Origin of the sequence: Corynebacterium sp. AOP36-E1-14 (assembly GCF_052377495.1) — a bacterium.
In the GTDB taxonomy this organism is placed as follows: Bacteria; Actinomycetota; Actinomycetes; order Mycobacteriales; family Mycobacteriaceae; genus Corynebacterium.
In genome coordinates this window covers 1-16,800 of sequence record NZ_JBQSWV010000005.1, presented here as the reverse complement: position 1 = coordinate 16,800, position 16,800 = coordinate 1, and the positions used below count along the sequence as shown (strand labels likewise).

Here is a 16,800-nt window from a genome sequence, read left to right as displayed (position 1 = left end):
AGAAAAACGCCGACTAACTGAATGAGAACAGAGGTCATCCGACCCGCTGGAACTGACGAGTTTACGTCAATTAACAACGTACTTGTCGTGCCAACCATCTGTGTCCGTTTCCGCCAGATCCATGCACCTCGCCATTCAGAAAGGGACATCCGGGCGCCCGGATGCCCCGCCAGTCGGTCACGGGAGAAAAAGGAAGAATCCTCGACGGTAGGGACATCAATGAAACGTAGTTCACCACAGGACGTACACAGGCCGGTCCATGACAGCGCGACCGACCATCCGTCGTCCGCCATCTTCGGTGTCGCGCAGGCACCGGCCCCGCGAACGCTGATCGACATCCTCAACAGCACCACGGTCGCCCACCCCGACGCCCTGGCCCTGGTGGGCGGGGACACCGAACTCACCTACGAGCAACTGGCCGCCAGCATCGCCGAGCAGGTCGAGCGGCTGACCCGGGCAGGCATCCGGCCCGGGGACCGGGTTGGTGTGCGCGTACCGTCCGGCACGACCGACCTCTACGTGGCGATCCTCGCCACCCTGGCGGCCGGAGCCGCCTACGTCCCGGTGGACTGGGACGACCCCGATGCGCGGGCACGCAAGATCTGGGCCGAGGCCGACGTCGCCGCCGTCTTCGGCGCCGGCCTCGCCCTGGAACCGGCACAGGACCCCGCGCAAGAAACGGCGCGGGAACCGCGCCCGGCCACGCTCACAGCGGACGCTCCGTCCTCCCCCACGGTGGACGACGACGCCTGGATCATCTTCACCTCCGGCTCCACGGGGACACCGAAGGGCGTGGCCGTCACCCACCGCGCCGCGGCGGCCCTCGTCGACGCCGAGGCCAGGATGTACCTGACCCGCGACCCCCTGCATCCGGGTGACCGGGTCATGGCGGGGCTGTCCGTCGCCTTCGACGCCTCCTGTGAGGAGATGTGGCTCGCCTGGCGCTACGGCGCCGCCCTCGTCGCCGCGCCGCGGGACGTGGTGCGTTCCGGCGACTCCCTCGGAGCCTGGATCACGAACAACCGGATCAGCGCGGTGTCGACGGTGCCCACGCTGGCGTCGTTCTGGCCGGTCGACGCCCTCGACAACGTCCGCCTGCTGATCTTCGGGGGCGAGGCCCTCCCCGTCGAGCTCGTGAACCGGCTCGCCAGGGACGGCAGGGAGTTGTGGAACACCTACGGCCCCACCGAGGCCACGGTCATATCGACGGGCCAGCTGATGGACGAGGTCCAGGACGGTCAGCCGGTACGTATCGGCAGGGCGACACCCGGGTGGAGGCTCGCCGTGGTCGACCCGTCCACCGGTGAGCCGGTGCGCTGGGGAGAGTCCGGCGAACTCGTCGTCGCCGGGGTGGGACTGGGCCGCTACCTCGACCCGGTGAAGGACGCCGAGGTCTACGCGCCGCTCCCCGCCCTCGGCTGGGACCGCGCCTACCGCACCGGCGACCTCGTCGTCGCCGACCGCGAGGGGCTCGTCTTCGCCGGCCGTGCCGACGACCAGATCAAGTTCGGCGGACGCCGCATGGAACTCGGCGAGATCGACCGGGCGCTCGCGACGATCGAGGGTGTGGGGGCGGCGGCGGCCGCCAAACAGACGACCCCGGCGGGGTCGGACGTCATCGTCGGCTACGTCGTCCCGGACGACCGGCACCAGCAGACCGGTGAGCAGATCGACCTCAGGGCCGCCCGGGAGCATCTGCGGGCCGTACTGCCCGGAGGCATCTCCCCCACGCTGTGCACGGTGGCGGAACTGCCGCTGAAGACCTCCGGGAAGGTCGACCGCTCGGCCTTGCCCTGGCCGCTGCCGGACGACGGCGGAGGGATCTCCACGCTGCCGGCGGAACTGCACGCGCTCGGGCAGATGTGGACCGACCTGCTGGGGCCGGTACCCCTGGACGCCGACTCGGACTTCTTCGACCTCGGCGGGTCCTCCGTGGCCATCGCCAAGCTCGCCACCTCGCTGCGCGCCACGCACCCGGCCGTCAACATCGGGGCGCTCTACGACCACTCCACGTTGACGGGCATGGCGGACTACGTGGCCGGTCTCCGGGAGAGCAACGAGTCCCGGCCGATGCCGGCCGGAATGCCCTGGTGGTCCGGCGTCGTCCAGTTCCTCGTGGTCTGCGGCATCTACGTCCTCAACGCGGCCCGCTACATCGTCGGCTCCATCCTGGTCATCTGGGTCCTCGCCTTCTTCTTCGAGGCCGGCTGGGTCCCCTACCCGCCCCTGGCGCCACTTCTCGTCGGTTGGCTCGTCCTGTTCTCGCTGCCGGGGAAGGTCGTCCAGGCGACGGTCGTGGCACGTCTGCTCACCCACCGGATCACGCCGGGCACCTACCCTCGCGGCGGGCTGGTCCACCTGAGGATATGGGCCGCCGAGCGCGTCCTCACCTACCTCAAACTGGAACCGCTGCTGGGCACACCGGTGACGCCGGTGCTCTTCCGCCTGTTCGGTTGCCGTGTCGGACGCGGCACGGAGCTCCAGACCTTCCCGCCGGTGACCGGCCTGCTGTCCGTGGGCGACGACACCATCCTGGAGCACGAGGTCGACGTCAACGGCCACTGGCTCGACGGCGACACGCTCCATGTCGGGGTCATCCGGGTCGGCGACGAGGTACGGGTCGGCATGCGGAGTTGGCTGGGGCCCGGCGCCGACCTGCGCGACGGGTGCGAGATCCTCGCAGGCTCCTCCGTCGCTGGATGGGTGCCCGCCCACCGGCTCTACGGTGGTTCACCCCCGGCCGACTGGGGGGAGGCGGGCCTCACGTGGCCGGAGCAGAGCCCCGAGGACACGGCCGGCGACGGCGCGGTGGGGACACTCTCGCGCCTGCCGCACCGGCTCCTCTACATGGTCGGCCTCGCATGGATGGGGTTGCTGCCGCTCCTGGCGATCCTGCCGGGGACGTTCCTGGTTCTGCCGCACGTGGTGGAACGCACCCGCTACGAGGACGTCTTCCCCACCTTCGCCGCCTGGGTCCCGGTGTTCACCCTGCTCACCATCCTCACGTGGATCTCGCTGGTCATCGTGACCGTGCGGCTGTCCTCGCTGCTCATCCGCCCCGGGTACTTCCCGACCGAATCGACCACGGGCTGGGCGTTGTGGCTCACCCACACGATGATGCAGAAGACGCTCACCTCGACCTACTTCCTCTACGCGGCGTGGTACACGCCCGCATTCCTCCGACTGCTCGGGGCGAGGGTCGGCCAGGGCAACGAGATCTCCACGGTCGAGACGATCCCGCACCTCACCTCCATCGGTGACAGGTGCTTCCTCGCCGACCACTCCATGTGCACCGCCTCGCGGCACCGTGCCGGCTGGATCCATGTGGGGACCACCGTCCTCGGCAACGGGTCCTTCGTCGGCAACTCCGGCATCGTCGGGCCGGACTACGACCTCCCGGAGAAGTCGTTGATCGCCGTGCTCTCCTCGACGCCCTACCGGGCGGAGCGCGGGACCTCGTGGCTGGGCCGCCAGACCAGGGAGATCCCCCGCCGTCATGTCGAGGCCGACCTGTCGAAGACCTTCAACCCGGGGCCGGGGCTCAGGGGCGCGCGTGCCAGCGTGGAATTCCTCCGCCTCGTCCCACCGGTCATCGCCGCCTACCTCGACCTGTTCATCGTCTGGGCGGGGACCACGGTCTACATGCGGTCGGAACCCGGCTGGCCCGGGATCTGGACGGTCTGCCTGTGGTCGGTGCCGATCGTGCTCGTCGCAGGCGTGGTGGCCTGCCTCGTTCCGGTGCTGGCGAAGTGGCTCATCGTGGGCCGGTTCACCGCAGGGGAACGCACGCTGTACTCGACCTTCGTGTGGCGCAGTGAACTCGTGGACAACTTCGTCGAGATGCTCGCCGTCCCCTCCCTCATCCGGGTCTCCCTGGGCTCCCCGCTCTACAACTGGTGGTGCCGGCTCATGGGAACCCGCGTGGGCAGGGCGGTCTGGTGCGAGACGTGGTGGCTCCCCGAGTTCGACATCATCTCCATCGACGACCACGCGACGGTCAACCGCGGCACCGTCCTGCAGACCCACCTCTTCCACGACCGCGTGATGTCCCTGGACCACGTCTCCCTGGGCGCGGGCTCCACTCTCGGACCGAACAGCTTCCTGCTCCCCGGGGCCTCGATCGGCGCCCGGACGACCGTGCGTCCCGGCTCCCTGGTCCTGCGTGGGGACGCCATCCCCTCCGACTCCGTGTGGGCCGGAAATCCCGTCACCCACGTCAATCCCGTCACCCACGTCAACCGTTAGGAAAATACCTTGGACACCTCCCCCGAAACAGGCGGTGCACGAGCCCGCCCCGACACCTGGCCCAGCCGACCTGCATCCCTGGTGCCCGCATCCGGCAACGGAGCACTGCCGGACGCACCGGGCGTCCCGAAGGAGGCCGCCGCCGACAGCGTCCGGCCCCTGCCCGGCCCGGCGCGGGTCCGTCCCATCTGGGACGGTGAACACGAGCTGGACCCCACGTCCTTCGCACCTCCCCCGCCGCTGGGCGAGTCCCACGGATCCGCGCAACGGTGGAGCAGGCGGGCCGCCTTCGGACCCGTCGATGACCCGCGCCGGATCACAGGACTGGACGCGGCGCGGGGCTTCGCGCTCCTGGGGATGGTCGCGGTCCACACGATGCCGGCCTACAACGAGCTGACCGGCGAGCCGACGATGGTGTGGAGACTGTTCGCAGGGCATTCGTCGGCGCTCTTCGGAGTGCTCGCCGGTGTCACCATCGCCCTCATCACCGGGGCCAACAACCCGCACACGGGCCTGCGCCTGCGCCGTGACAGGGTGTCGCTGGCCGTGCGCGCCCTCATCATCCTGGCTATCGGGCTCCTCCTCGACCAGGTGGGGGTCCCCGTGTACAACATCCTCCCCTACTACGCCCTGATGTTCCTGGTGGCCATAGCGCTGACGGGGCTGCGGATCCGTCATCTCCTGGCCTTCGCCCTCCTCTTCACCGCCCTCGGGCCGGTGGTCATCAGGCTGGTGGCCGCGTGGGGCGGCTACACCACGACGCTCAACCCCAGCTTCACGGACGTCGCCGATAGCCCGCTCGACATGCTGATCACCCTCACGGTCGGTGGAACCTACCCGGCCGTGACCTGGATGGCCTACATCTGCGTCGGGATGACCCTGGGCAGGCTGGACCTGCGCTCCGTGGTCACGCACATCTGGCTGGTCGTCGTCGGCGGCGGTACGGCCGCGTTCGGCATCCTGCTCTCGACGTTCCTGCTCGACTACGGCCGGGTGTTCCGCAACATCTACGAACTGACGGACGGCTACGACGCGACCGACATCCAGGAGGTCCTGGACTACGGGCCGGACGGACGCCTCCCCACGGACACGTGGTGGTGGTTGGCGACCTCGGGTCCCCATACCAACACCACGTTGTCCGTCGTCTCCGCGGCCGGGCTGGCGGTGCTGGCGATCGGCGTGTTCCTCCTGATCGCCAGTGGTGTGCGGGAACTGCTCACCCCCCTCATCGCCGTCGGCTCGATGACCCTGACCATCTACGTCTCGCACCTGCTGTTCCTCAAGTTCGCGTTGGACGCGGACTGCGACAACAGGGTCACCCTCCTCATCGTCCAGATCGTGGGGGCGGTTCTCTTCGCCGTCGTCTGGACCCTGGTGCGGGGCCGGGGCCCGTTGGAGGAGATCGTGTCACGGATCTGCCGGTTCGCGACACGGGGCGTGGGCCGCACCCCGACACCGAACCCGACCCCGAGCTCATGAAGAAAGGACGTTCCGTGAAGCGAACCAGCGTGGTGTCCACCTGTCTCGTCGCCTCCCTGCTGTTCTCCGTGTCCGCGTGCGGTGGTGACGGCGGCGGGAACGACGGGAACAGTGATCCCGTCGGCAACGGCGGCGGCAAGCACGTCCGCCCGCCCTCGACGATCGGCGGCACGGGCCGCGGCGGTGAGTCCGCCTCCGCGACACCGTCCGAAGAATCCAGTCAGGACCCCACGCAGGGACCCTCCCAGAATCCCTCCCAGGACGAGGTGCCGCTGCCGGTGTACCTCTACCCCAACGGCCGGGAGGTCGTGCTGACCGCGCCCGGCTCGTCGCTGGCGTTCGGCGACGCCGCGACGGTCGCCACGGCGGACGAGGAGGGCAGGCTGCTCGTGTGGTCGATCACCGCCCACGACGGCGTCCCGCGTGGCCGGGAGAGCGTGAGCCTGCTCGACCCCCTCGCCGGTGACAGCGTCGACCACTACCTGTGTTTCGCCTTCGACATCGTGTACCTCGGCGCGGTCCCCCGCTTCACCGACGACCCCGTCGTCCTCACCGCGCTGCCGGACGCCACGTCGGCGGTCCCCACACCGATGATGGTCCCCATGAGCCGGGACGGCCTCAACGGGAACCAGGTGGTCGGCAGCGTGGACGACGGCTGCGGGATCCCCCCGGTCAGCCGTCTCCCCGTCATCCAGAGCGAGCTGGTCGCAGGACGCCACTACGCCCGCGGCGTGTTGTCGCACGCCCCCGCCGACCCCGACTGGCCGAGCGTGCCGGTCGGCCTGCGGTTCGACTACGGCGGCGGCGTCCCCGGCGCCTCCGCCGACCGGACGCGACCGGCCTCCGTCACGTGGCGCTAGGACAGGTCGCGCTAGAACATGGTGTTGGAGTTGGCTGACGTGGCCGGCACGTCCTGGATCACGTCCCAGTGCTCCGTGATCTCCCCGTCGACGACGCGGAAGATGTCGACCACTGCCTGGCCCCGGTCGTCGGGGCCGTTGGTGGAGTGCACGTGGAGGTACACCAGGTCTCCGTCCTCCGCGGTGCGCACGATCTCGCTGCGGTAGGCGGGGTTCTGCTCGAAGTAGTCGGTGAAGAAGTCGACGAACGGGGCGCGGCCGTCGGGGAGCTCGGGATTGTGCTGGATGTAGTCCTGCGCGATGACGTCGGCCGCCGCCGGGTCGTGCCCGTTGAAGAAGTCCTCGTAGAACGTGGTCACGGTGTCGAGGTTCGAGGAGTCCTTGACCGCCGACACCTGCTGTGTCGAGGCGTCGGCCACCGCGGTTGCGTCCTCGGGGGCGGAGCAGCCGACGAGGCCGACGGCCAGCACGGCGGCGGCCGTTACGGTGGTCACTGAGGTCACTGTGGTCACTGTGGTGATCGGGCGAATTCTCATGGTTGTCCTTCCGGTTGTACGGCGGGGTGGGGTGTCAGCTGCCCAGGATCGACAGGCTCAGCCCGGTCGATCCGAGGGCGGTGACGGACGAGCCGAGGGCCACGAGGCCGCCGGTGAGGGAGACGAGACTGTCGGACAAGGTCGGGAAGTCCAGCCGGACCGACGAGGCGATCGCGTCGAGCGAGGACAGGACGATTCCGTACACGGCATCGAGAAACATGGTGGTCTACTTTCTTCAGGCGAAAAGGGTGGTCACGAACGGTGAGGCGAAGACGCCCTTCGGGTCGTTGCCGCGCAGCTCGGCGACGGCGTCCCTGGCGTCCGGCAATGAGTCGACGTAGAGGTCCGAGAGGCTGCTGTTGGTCCAGGGGCCGGCCGGGGTGTGCGCCCACCGTTTGGCCCATTCACCCCGCAGTGTCGCGTAGCCGCCGATTCGGGAGCGCAGGGTCTCCTCCAGCTCGGCGTAGAACTCGTCGGCGTGCGGGGTGCCCGGCAGGGTCAGGACGTCCAACCAGATCACGGTGTCCTTCTCCGGACTCCCCGGTACACGGGAGGCGCCGGAGAGCGAGGACGCCACGGCGCCGGCGACCACGCTGTGGGCGGGGTCGTCGACCTCGCTGACCCTGAGTTCGACGACGCCGTTGATCGGGTACTTCCGCTGACCCCGGTAGGTGTCCAGGAGGCTGGTGTACACCGCGGAGAAGTCGTGGGCGACCCGTTGGAGCTCGCTGCGTGGGACGACGGCACCGATGCTGCTGGCCGCGACCTTCAGCGTGGTCGGCCGCACGAAGTGGACGAAGCACTTGTTCGGCCCCCACATGTTGCGCGCCCCCGTCGCCGTCAGCCCGGCCTTGGTGGCGGACAACATGAAGCTCCCGAAGGCCGGTGCGAGCCGGTCCTGCCCGGAGACGATCTTCTCCAGGGTGTTCGCGGCGACGTCCGGGAGGGTGTCGGCGAAGGGGTAGTTGTACGGCCCGGTGACCCACCTGGCCCCGGCGGGGCGTTGGTCCGCCCGCCGCCAGATCTGCACCCAGGGTGTCCTGGTGAAGCAGTACCAGATGAACCCGACCCGTCCGTTGACCTCGAGCAGGGAGGTCAACGAGTTCTCCCCCGCGTCCTCCGGTGCTGCCAGGATGTCGTCGATGTCGATGTCGGTCCTGTTGATGCAGTGGACGTTGACGTCCGGGGTGGTCTGCAGCGTCACGCTGATGATGAAGCATGACCCCAGGCAGGTCAGTAGCGCCGCGCATCGGGGATCGTCCCTGTTCACCGTGGTCGCCCGGTAGGTCCCGGTGTCGTGGTCCCACTCGAGGAACCTCAGTTGCGTGATCAGGTTGCTCATGGTGGACAGCGTCCGGCCGTCGGTGTGGGGCTCGTCGACGGTGGAGAGTCCCGTGCCGTGGCCGTTGACCGCCACCGCACCCACCACGGTGATGTCCCCCGGGGCGGGGACGGAGAGCAGCGTCCTTCCGACCCCGTGGATCCGTTCCAGGAGGTCGTCCATCCTGGTCCCGCACCACGCGGTGACCGTGGAGTCCGTCGTCGCGGTGACGCCGGCGAGTTCGCGCACGTCGACGAGGACGGTCCGCGGGTGCGGACGTCCGACGGTCGCCACCGGCGACCAGCTGTGCTGGTACCCGAACGGACGCAGGTTCACGCCGCTCGCCGCGGCCCAGTTGGCCAGCGCGAGGACGTCGTCCTCACTCCCGGGCACCGCGGTCCACATCTTGCCGGTGACGATGGTGTTGTCCCAGTTGCTGAACACCGCCTGGGTGAGCTTGATCCCCTCGGGGAAGTTCGACATGAGTTCCGGGTCGCGGGTCACCGCCGCGGCACGGCCCATGGGCGAGAAGATGACTGTGGCGGCCGCGAGGGCCGAGAGCTTCCCGAAGTTCCTTCGTGTGACGTCGTAGTCTGACATGTCCTGTCCTTCTTCTGGAGGTTGAAACACCCCGAGACCCGGCCGTGCGGCCGTGCTCGGGGTGTCGACAACAGGTGGGTTGGTCCCGGGGGATCGTCCTACGGTCCTACGAACCGCTGATCGACCCGGAGGTGATGGGGCGGGCGGACGAGCAGTAGGACAGGATGTCCCCGATCGTGGTGGGCAGGTGGAACAGGGTGTCCTGGATCGCGTACACCGGGATCTGGACGAGGAGCCTGATCGGCAGGCCGATCAGCTCGGCGAGACTGTTCGGCGACAGCGACTCGCGGATGTCGGCACCGTGGTCACGGAAATTGGCCAGCAGCCATTCCCACGACGCTGCCGGACCGCTGCACACGTTCCAGTTCCGGAGGTCCTCGTCGTGGCTCGGGTTCCAGATGATTCCTTCGGCGGACCCGATGGTGGGTGTCGAGACGTCGTCGGCGGCCGCGGTCGCGACTCCGCCGGCCATGACGGTCATGGTCAGGCACGCCGAAACGGCGAACTTCTTGGTGGTGGTGCTCATGGTGGTGGTCATTGCCAGTCCCCTCAGCTTCCGATGATTCCGATGATTGCCGCCGGAATGACACCAATGACAATGGTGGCCAAGCCAAGGGCTAGATTGATTGGAACGACAGCCAGTTCCAGAATTGCGTCGAGCATTTCCTCTCCTTTCGGACCTCCCCAGTGTTGAGGAGTGGACCGAATATAGATCACCAGGTTCGCAATGTGGAGACTTATATGCATAGTGAATCAAACTAGCTACCAGGATAAACACTGTTCGAAAGTTAGCGATAAACGTTAATTGTTCCCCCATTTACGACCGCTCATTTATTGCAATTGTAGGTTCCGGATAATTGTTATGTTTGCCCCTCGACGTAAAACTCCCCCGCCAACCGCGCCGGCATTCTCCTGCGGCCGGCCGCCACGTGGACGGCGGGCGGATGGTTGACTGGGCGGCATGCCGCTACCGTTCATCACCGCCGACGAGGTCCGTCAGCGCGTCCCCATGCTCTCCGCCGTCGACGCGATCGAGCAGACCCTGCGCGACGGCCTCGACCCCGCGGGCACACCCGCCCGCAGCAGCGTCCCGCTCGACCACGGCAGCTTCCTGCTGATGCCCGCGCAGACCCGTGGTTCCGCCGGGGTGAAGGTCGCCAGCGTGGCACCCGACAACCCCGCGGCCGGACTGCCGAAGATCCAGGGCCTCTACCTGCTGTTCAACGCCACCACCCTGGAGCCGAGCGCGGTCCTGGAGGGCAGTTCACTGACCGAGATCCGCACCCCAGCGCTCTCCGCGGTCGGTGTGCGCCACCTCGCCCCCGGGCGTGGGCGCACCGGTGACGGGGTGGACGTCGTCCTGTTCGGCACGGGCCCGCAGGCCTACAACCACGTCCACGCCACCGCCGCGGTGCGACCGATCAACTCCGTCACGGTCCTGGGTCGCCGCCAGAGCAAGGTCGACGAGCTGGTCGCCCGACTCACGCAGGACGGTGTCAGCGCCGTCGCCGGCACCGATCCGGCCGACCATGTCCCGCAGGCCGACCTGGTGCTGTGCTGCACCAGTGCCAGGGCGCCGCTCTTCGACGGTTCCCTGGTGCGTGACGACGCCCTGGTGGTCGCGATGGGATCCCACGAGCCGGACGCCCGGGAGACCGACGACGTCCTGCTGTCACGGGCCACGGTGTACGTCGAGGACGTGGACACTGCGATGCGCGAGGCCGGTGATGTGCGCATCGCCGTCGACAACACCACGATCAGCACCGATGACCTGCACACGCTCAGCGAGCTGGTCAACGACGGACCCGTGGACGCCCCCGGCCCGGTGCTCCTCAAGACCGTGGGCATGGGTTGGCAGGACCTCGCCGTGGCCGAGGTCGCCTACAGCACCGAGGAACGCTGACACGGCGGAGGTCGAAGGTGCATAGGCGGGATCACGCCCCGTGGATCAACCGCGGACGCTCGCTCACACCTCGAAGCTGCCGAACAGCACCGTGGCCAGCAGCAGGCCGAGCACGAGGTTGAACACGGTGGCCAGTCCGAACACCGCCACCGGGCGGGCCCCCGCCTCCTTCAGGGTGCGTGCCTCGAACTCCAGGCCGATGGAGACGAACGCCAGGATCAGGAAGTAGTCGCGGAAGCCCTTCACGGTGGCGTCCACACCCTCCATCGTCGCCTCGTCGAGGAACTCCGCGGCCACCGTGACGATCACCGACGCCGCCACGAAGCCGATCACGAACTTGGGGAAACGGTGCCAGAAGTCGATGGCACGCAACCTCGGGGCGCCCTCTCCCCGATCAACCTTCACCGCGAACCACGCGGTCAGAGCCACGGCGACGAATCCGATGAGTGCGTTCTGGGTGAGCTTCACGATCGAGGCGATCTGCAGGGCGTCCTCCCCCGCCAACGCACCGGCCGCGCTCACCGCGGCGGTGGTGTCGATGTTGCCGCCGATCCAGGCACCCGCCACCGCGTCCGGCAACCCCAGTACCTGCGCCAACCAGGGGAGAAGAAAGATCGACGGCAGGGCGAACACGATGACCAGTGTCGCCGTGTACGCCAGGTGCTCCTTCTTCGCCTTCACCGCCCCGGCCGCGGCGATCGCCGCGCTGACCCCGCAGATCGACACCGCCGAAGCCAGCAGCGCACGAAGGTGATCGTCCACCCCCAGCCTGCCCGCGACCCACCAGGTGAAGAAGAACACCCCGGTGATCAGCACCAGTGCCTGGAGCACCGCCGGCCCTGCGGCCCGCAGGATCACCGACAGCACCACGGTGCCGCCGAGCAACACCAGCCCGGTCTTGATGAAGAACTCGGTGCGGAACCCCGCGGCGAGGCGCCCCCGCACCCCCAGGGCGGACAGCACCGCGTTGAGCGACAGCCCGATCAGGATCGCGTAGACGGGGAACTCGACCGCCCCGCCGAGCTTCGCCACCGCCGTGCCCTCGGACCATTCGGGGACGTTCTCGGTGAGGTAGCGGGTCAGCGCCCCGCCGCCGAGGACCACGACGAGCCCGGCGACGGCCCAGCGCCACTCGAGACGCCGACCGTCCTGCAGGTTTGCCCGCTCGATGCTGCCTTCACCGACGCCACCGACCGTGGCGGTCACAGGACCAGCCAACTCTCGGTGATCACGCCGGCCAGCACGAGGACCAGGATCCCCAGCCCAGCGACCACGGCAGCCCAGTCCTCCGACAGGGCGAACCTGGCGACCTGCCTGACGGCCTCGTTCGACTCGTCTGACTCGCCGGGTCCGCTGTTCGCCGTGTCCTCGCTGGTGTGTGTCGTCATGCACCGAAGATAGACAACTCAGTCTACCTGGTGGAAGCGTTCCATTCCCCCTGAATCAACCGCGCCGCCACGACGGTCAAGCCCTGGGAGGTGGTGGCTCCAACACCTCTGCTGCCCGGCGCAATCCCGGCATTTCGGTCCGGTCGCTGTCAGAGATCGGACCGAAATGCAGGGATTGCGCCGGTGGCGTGCGGACGTCGGAGACACATAGGCGGGGATCACGCCCCGCGGATCAACCGCGCCGCCGCGACGACCGGTTCCACGATCACTCCCGGGTAGGTCGACTCCAGCTCCGCGGCCACGTCGCTGAGCGGACCGCCGCCGATCACCACACGGTCGGCCCCCTTCGTCACCGCGCGCTCCACCGCCACCGCCAGCTCACACCGGCTGGCCTGTGGCGAGGTCGCCAGCACCAACGGGTCGGTGCGTGTGAGCTCCAGTCCCGTGTACGACTCCGCCACCCCCACCCGTGCCACCAGCTCTGCCAACGACCCCGCCAGCTCGCCGGTGGTCGTCGCGATGGCGAAACGTCCTCCCGCGGCCGTGGCGGCGAGCAGGGCGGCCTCGCCGATGCCGGTGACGAGCACCCCGTCCAACGCCGGCAGGTGGCGCAGCTCCCGCACACCCGGGTCGCCGAAGGCGCCGACCAGCACCGCGTCGAAGCTCGATCCGTCCTGCGAACCGTCCTGTGCAGCATCCTGCAGCGCACCACGCACGGCGTCGACCACATGCCCCGCGGCGTCCTGCAGCGCGTCCGGCGTGGTGATCATCGCCGGGCCGCGCGCAGCGGTCACGGCGGTCACCACGCAGCCGGGAGCCTCGGCGAGCGCAGCGTCCGGCCCGAGGGCGGCGCGCAGCCGCCGCGCCATCATCGCGGTGGTGGATTGGTTGGTGTTCGGGTTGACCAGCAGGATGCGTCGGGTCACCGCAGACCCCCGCGCGCCGCGGCCAACTCGCGCACGCCCGTGGCGATGCGCACCTCCGAGATCGAGGCCAGGCCCACGCGCACCTCGTCGCGGCGCACCACCGCACCCGGCGCGTAGTACAGCTCACCGGGACTGACCAGCACTCCCCTGCCGCGGGCACGCACCGACCAGTCGGCCGTGTCCGCCCCCTGCGGGTCGTGCATCCACATGTTCATCTGCGGCACCACCAGCTGCCCGGCCATGTCCGGCAGGTAGGTGCCCACCGCCTCGCGGAACTGCTCGTACTTCGACCGCACCCGCAGCCGGTAGCTGCGCAGCTGGCGGGCGTAGTCACCGGAGCGCACGAACAACGCCAGGCTGCGCTGCAGCATCGGCGAGGGCGTCTTCGTGGAGAAGTGCCGGAAGCGTCGCAACGCGGCGATCAGCTCCGGGGCGGCGACCACGTAGCCCATGCGCAGCCCCGGCGCGAGGTACTTCGAGAACGTGCCCAGGTACACCACGCGCCCGGAACGGTCGATGGACTTCATCGGCGCCAGGGGTGGACCCTGCAGGCGGATCTCGGCGTCGTAGTCGTCCTCCACGACCACCGCGTCGGACGACTCGGCGAGCGCCAGGAACCTGCGGCGACGCTCCGGGCTCAGCGCCACGGACGTCGGGTGGTGGCTGCTGGGCGTGAGGTAGACCAGGTGCGCACCCGCGGCGTCGTGGGCCACCGCGCCCTCCCGGTCCACGCGCATGTGCTGCATGCGCGCCCCACTGGCGGCGAAGACCTGGTACGCGTCGACGTAGCCGGGGTTCTCGAAGGCGACACGCACGCCGGGGCCGACCAACGCCAGCGACAACAACGACAGCGACTGCTGCGTGCCCGCGGTGATCATCACCTCGTCCGGGCCGGCACGCACCCCACGCGGGGCGAGCACCTCCTCGACCAGGGCGTTGACCAGCATCGGGTCGTCGCCCTCGCGGGGATCGCCGAGTGCCACGTGCAGGTTGCGTCCCGACATCGCCGCATTCACCGCCTTGAGCCACGAGCGGGTGGGGAACGTGTTCTCCTCCACCTGCCCGCTCATGAACGGGAACGGGTAGCGCCGCTGGTCCGGCACCACGATCCGGGTGACCGGCGGGGCGTCACGGTAGAACAGTTCGTCCCAGTCCACGCAGGACGCTGCGGGGGCGGTTGCGGGGTCGTCCGCGGCTGCGCGCCCCGGCGCGGGCGGTGGCAGGGTGGGCGCGGTGGCCGGGTACATGCCGCTGCGCGGCTTCGCCGTGATCAGCCGGTCGTCCACCAGGCGCTCCAACGCGGTCTGCACCGTGGTGCGCGAGACCCCCAGCTGCTCGGCGAGCTGACGCGACGACGGCAGGGCGCGGTTCAGCGGGTAGTCGCCCCGCGAGAGCCCCTGGCGCAGGAACGCGCCCACCCGCGCGTGCAGCGGGGTGACGTGGGCCAGGGCCGCCCAGTCGTCGGTGAAGCTGTGCACCGGGTCAGCATAACCCCGACACCAGAAGCAGACATGCCGCCACGAACGCCACCACCCGCCCGAGCATCGTCACCAGCCCCATCGGCGCACGCCTGGCCAGCACCACGCCGAGCACCGAACCGATCACGATGCCGACGACGAACGTGCCGATACCGTCCCACCCGTCCGGGGCCAGTCCCGTCGTCGGGGCCAGCACCACCAGCCCACACACCGAGGCGACCAGGAACATCACCGCCAGACCCTCGCGGTACCTGCGGGCGTCCGGCGCCTGGTAGACCATCAGCAACGGCGGGCCGGGCAACGCCACCGTCGCCGTCATCGTGCCCGCCACGAACCCGCCCACACCCATGCGCGTGGGAGAGGTCGTGATCACCCTGCCGAGCAACGGCGGCAGCAACGCCACGATCACCCCCAGGGCCACCACCACGTTCACCGCCTTCTGGTGCTCCCCGATCCACGCCAGGAACGGCACACTGACCACCGTTCCCACGATGATGCCCACCCCGGCGGGGAGGAGCAGGCGGGCGTCCTTGCGCAGGTTCGCCCGCTTCGACGTGGCCACCGAGATGATCATCAGCACCGTGGTGATCGTGAGCAACGGCCCGGGCAGCAGGTTCGGCGCGACGAGCACGACCAGGGGCGCGGCGACCAGGGCGAACCCCGAGCCGGTGACGGCCTGGATCACCGCGGCCACGATGCCGACGGTGAGCAGCAGTGCGGTGCACATGCTCAGCACCCCCGGTCCGTGAGATGTGCGGGGTGTGCGCGGGAGGCGCGGGGTGCGCGCTGCTGGTGTGCCATGGGGATCCTGGCCTCTCGTCGTCGGGCGGCGGGGGCGCGGAGGGTCACTCCGGCGCGCCGCCCCAGTTGTGCGGGACTCCCCCAGCCTGCTGTGCCGACGACTGGACCTGAATATCCACGGGACGGGCAGTACGGGCGGTCCAGTTGAAACATGCCAGAAACATTGAGTCCGGCGGGTTACCCGGGGTGCTCCGGGTGCTCGGTGCGCCACCGCGTCCCCGCCAAGCTCGGCATACTGGGGCCCATGACCCGCCGACGAGTGACCCTTCGCGCCGTGACAGCGAGTGTCGGCACCGTTGTCGGCTCGTGCGCCCTGCTGCTCACGTCCTGCACGACACCGCAGGCCTCCTCCGACGGTGGCTACAGCTCCCACGCCGCCACGCTCGACGGGGTCAACCGCACCTGGGACGTCTACACGCCGGAGAGCGGTGGATCCGGTCGATCAGACGAGGCCCCGCTGCCGGTGGTGCTGGTCATCCACGGCACCGGCGACACCGGCGCGGGCATCCGTTCGGGGATCGGGCGGGACCTGGAGCGTCTCGCCGATCGCGACGGGTTCATCGTGGCCTACGTCGACGGGTATGCCAACAACTGGAACGAGTGCCGCGCGGCCGGCGACTGGCCCGCCAAGCAGCAGGATCTCGACGACGTAGGCCTGATGCGTCACGTGGTCGAGACGATCCACGGGGATTCAGGCGACTCCGGCGACTCCGATGCCTCCGATGTCGCTGCCCCCGTGTACGCCATCGGGTACTCCAGCGGCGCGCACATGGCCCAGCGCCTGGCCTACGAGGCGCCCGACCTGGTCAGCGCCGTGGCCTCAGTGAACGGCAACGTACCCACAGACGACAACTTCACCTGCAGCGATGAGCACCAGCCGGTGCCGATACTGTTCCTGCAGGGCCGCGAAGACCCGATCAACCCCTTCGACGGTGGCGAGGTGGTGCTCGGATCCGGTGCCAACGCCGTGAGCCGTGGGAACGTCCGCTCCGCCGAGGACAGTGCCGAATGGTTCGCCCAGCGCAACGGCATCGCGGACACCGGCTCACCCACCACCGTGCAGGACGGAGACGCCAAGGTAACGACCTGGGGCGACGCCTCAGGTATCACTCCCGGTGGCTCTCCCGACGACAGCACTGTCCGGCTGATCGCCGTGGACCACAGCGGGCACTCCTTCCCCACCTCCACCGGCAACTGGGGCAACTCCGGCGGTGCCCGCTACGACGGCCCCGGCGCGATCTGGGACTTCTTCAAGTCCGCAAC

General features: G+C 69.2%; 14 protein-coding genes. 5 read left to right on the top strand and 9 right to left on the bottom strand.

Annotated features, from left to right (window positions below; all coding sequences use genetic code 11):
- Window positions 1-219 precede the first annotated feature (219 nt).
- Genes ACT3TD_RS03585 through ACT3TD_RS03575 form a run of 3 tightly spaced genes read left to right on the top strand, consistent with a single transcriptional unit; the run spans window position 220 to window position 6,584 of the window.
- Complete coding sequence (locus ACT3TD_RS03585; protein ID WP_444637968.1) at window positions 220-4,245, top strand: Pls/PosA family non-ribosomal peptide synthetase; 4,026 nt, start codon at window positions 220-222, stop codon at window positions 4,243-4,245.
- A gap of 9 nt (window positions 4,246-4,254) precedes the next feature.
- Window positions 4,255-5,724, top strand: a complete 1,470-nt coding sequence (locus tag ACT3TD_RS03580; protein WP_441578709.1) for a heparan-alpha-glucosaminide N-acetyltransferase domain-containing protein — start codon at window positions 4,255-4,257, stop codon at window positions 5,722-5,724.
- A 14-nt stretch (window positions 5,725-5,738) separates the two neighbouring features.
- On the top strand, window positions 5,739-6,584 hold the full coding sequence (locus ACT3TD_RS03575) for a hypothetical protein (protein WP_441578708.1): 846 nt from the start codon (window positions 5,739-5,741) through the stop codon (window positions 6,582-6,584).
- Between the two features lie 11 nt (window positions 6,585-6,595).
- Here the strand turns inward: ACT3TD_RS03575 and ACT3TD_RS03570 are convergent, their stop codons facing one another.
- The 4 genes from ACT3TD_RS03570 to ACT3TD_RS03555 all read right to left on the bottom strand — a co-directional run bounded on the left by ACT3TD_RS03570 (window position 6,596) and on the right by ACT3TD_RS03555 (window position 9,567).
- Complete coding sequence (locus ACT3TD_RS03570) at window positions 6,596-7,078, bottom strand: nuclear transport factor 2 family protein (protein WP_301444065.1); 483 nt, start codon at window positions 7,076-7,078, stop codon at window positions 6,596-6,598.
- 76 nt (window positions 7,079-7,154) lie between these two features.
- On the bottom strand, window positions 7,155-7,340 hold the full coding sequence (locus ACT3TD_RS03565) for a hypothetical protein (protein ID WP_301444066.1): 186 nt from the start codon (window positions 7,338-7,340) through the stop codon (window positions 7,155-7,157).
- A gap of 15 nt (window positions 7,341-7,355) precedes the next feature.
- On the bottom strand, window positions 7,356-9,041 hold the full coding sequence (locus tag ACT3TD_RS03560; RefSeq protein ID WP_301444067.1) for a cholesterol oxidase substrate-binding domain-containing protein: 1,686 nt from the start codon (window positions 9,039-9,041) through the stop codon (window positions 7,356-7,358).
- Window positions 9,042-9,147: 106 nt separating this feature from the next.
- Window positions 9,148-9,567, bottom strand: a complete 420-nt coding sequence (locus ACT3TD_RS03555) for a hypothetical protein (RefSeq protein WP_441578707.1) — start codon at window positions 9,565-9,567, stop codon at window positions 9,148-9,150.
- A gap of 435 nt (window positions 9,568-10,002) precedes the next feature.
- Here ACT3TD_RS03555 and ACT3TD_RS03550 point away from each other — a divergent pair, with 435 nt between their 5' ends.
- Window positions 10,003-10,944 carry an ornithine cyclodeaminase family protein gene (locus tag ACT3TD_RS03550; RefSeq protein ID WP_441578706.1) on the top strand — a complete coding sequence of 314 codons (942 nt, stop codon included), beginning with the start codon at window positions 10,003-10,005 and terminating at the stop codon, window positions 10,942-10,944.
- Window positions 10,945-11,007: 63 nt separating this feature from the next.
- Here ACT3TD_RS03550 and ACT3TD_RS03545 read toward each other — a convergent pair whose 3' ends face one another.
- From ACT3TD_RS03545 to ACT3TD_RS03525, 5 genes are all read right to left on the bottom strand, one after another.
- Window positions 11,008-12,099, bottom strand: coding sequence for a YeiH family protein (locus ACT3TD_RS03545; protein WP_441578756.1), 1,092 nt, complete (start codon window positions 12,097-12,099; stop codon window positions 11,008-11,010).
- A gap of 47 nt (window positions 12,100-12,146) precedes the next feature.
- The gene (locus ACT3TD_RS03540) at window positions 12,147-12,332 is read right to left on the bottom strand and encodes a hypothetical protein (protein WP_301443604.1); all 186 of its coding nucleotides are present in this window, start codon (window positions 12,330-12,332) and stop codon (window positions 12,147-12,149) included.
- A gap of 218 nt (window positions 12,333-12,550) precedes the next feature.
- The gene (locus ACT3TD_RS03535; RefSeq protein WP_301443605.1) at window positions 12,551-13,258 is read right to left on the bottom strand and encodes an aspartate/glutamate racemase family protein; all 708 of its coding nucleotides are present in this window, start codon (window positions 13,256-13,258) and stop codon (window positions 12,551-12,553) included.
- A complete protein-coding gene (locus ACT3TD_RS03530; RefSeq protein ID WP_301443606.1) occupies window positions 13,255-14,736 on the bottom strand; it encodes an aminotransferase-like domain-containing protein in 1,482 nt (493 codons plus the stop codon). The genes ACT3TD_RS03535 and ACT3TD_RS03530 overlap by 4 nt, the downstream gene beginning before the upstream one ends.
- 4 nt (window positions 14,737-14,740) lie before the next feature.
- Entirely contained in the window at window positions 14,741-15,463 is a 723-nt protein-coding gene (locus tag ACT3TD_RS03525) for a sulfite exporter TauE/SafE family protein (RefSeq protein WP_301443607.1), read from the bottom strand.
- A gap of 348 nt (window positions 15,464-15,811) precedes the next feature.
- Here ACT3TD_RS03525 and ACT3TD_RS03520 point away from each other — a divergent pair.
- The coding region (locus tag ACT3TD_RS03520) for an alpha/beta hydrolase family esterase (protein ID WP_444614697.1) at window positions 15,812-16,800 on the top strand (989 nt) is incomplete at its 3' end.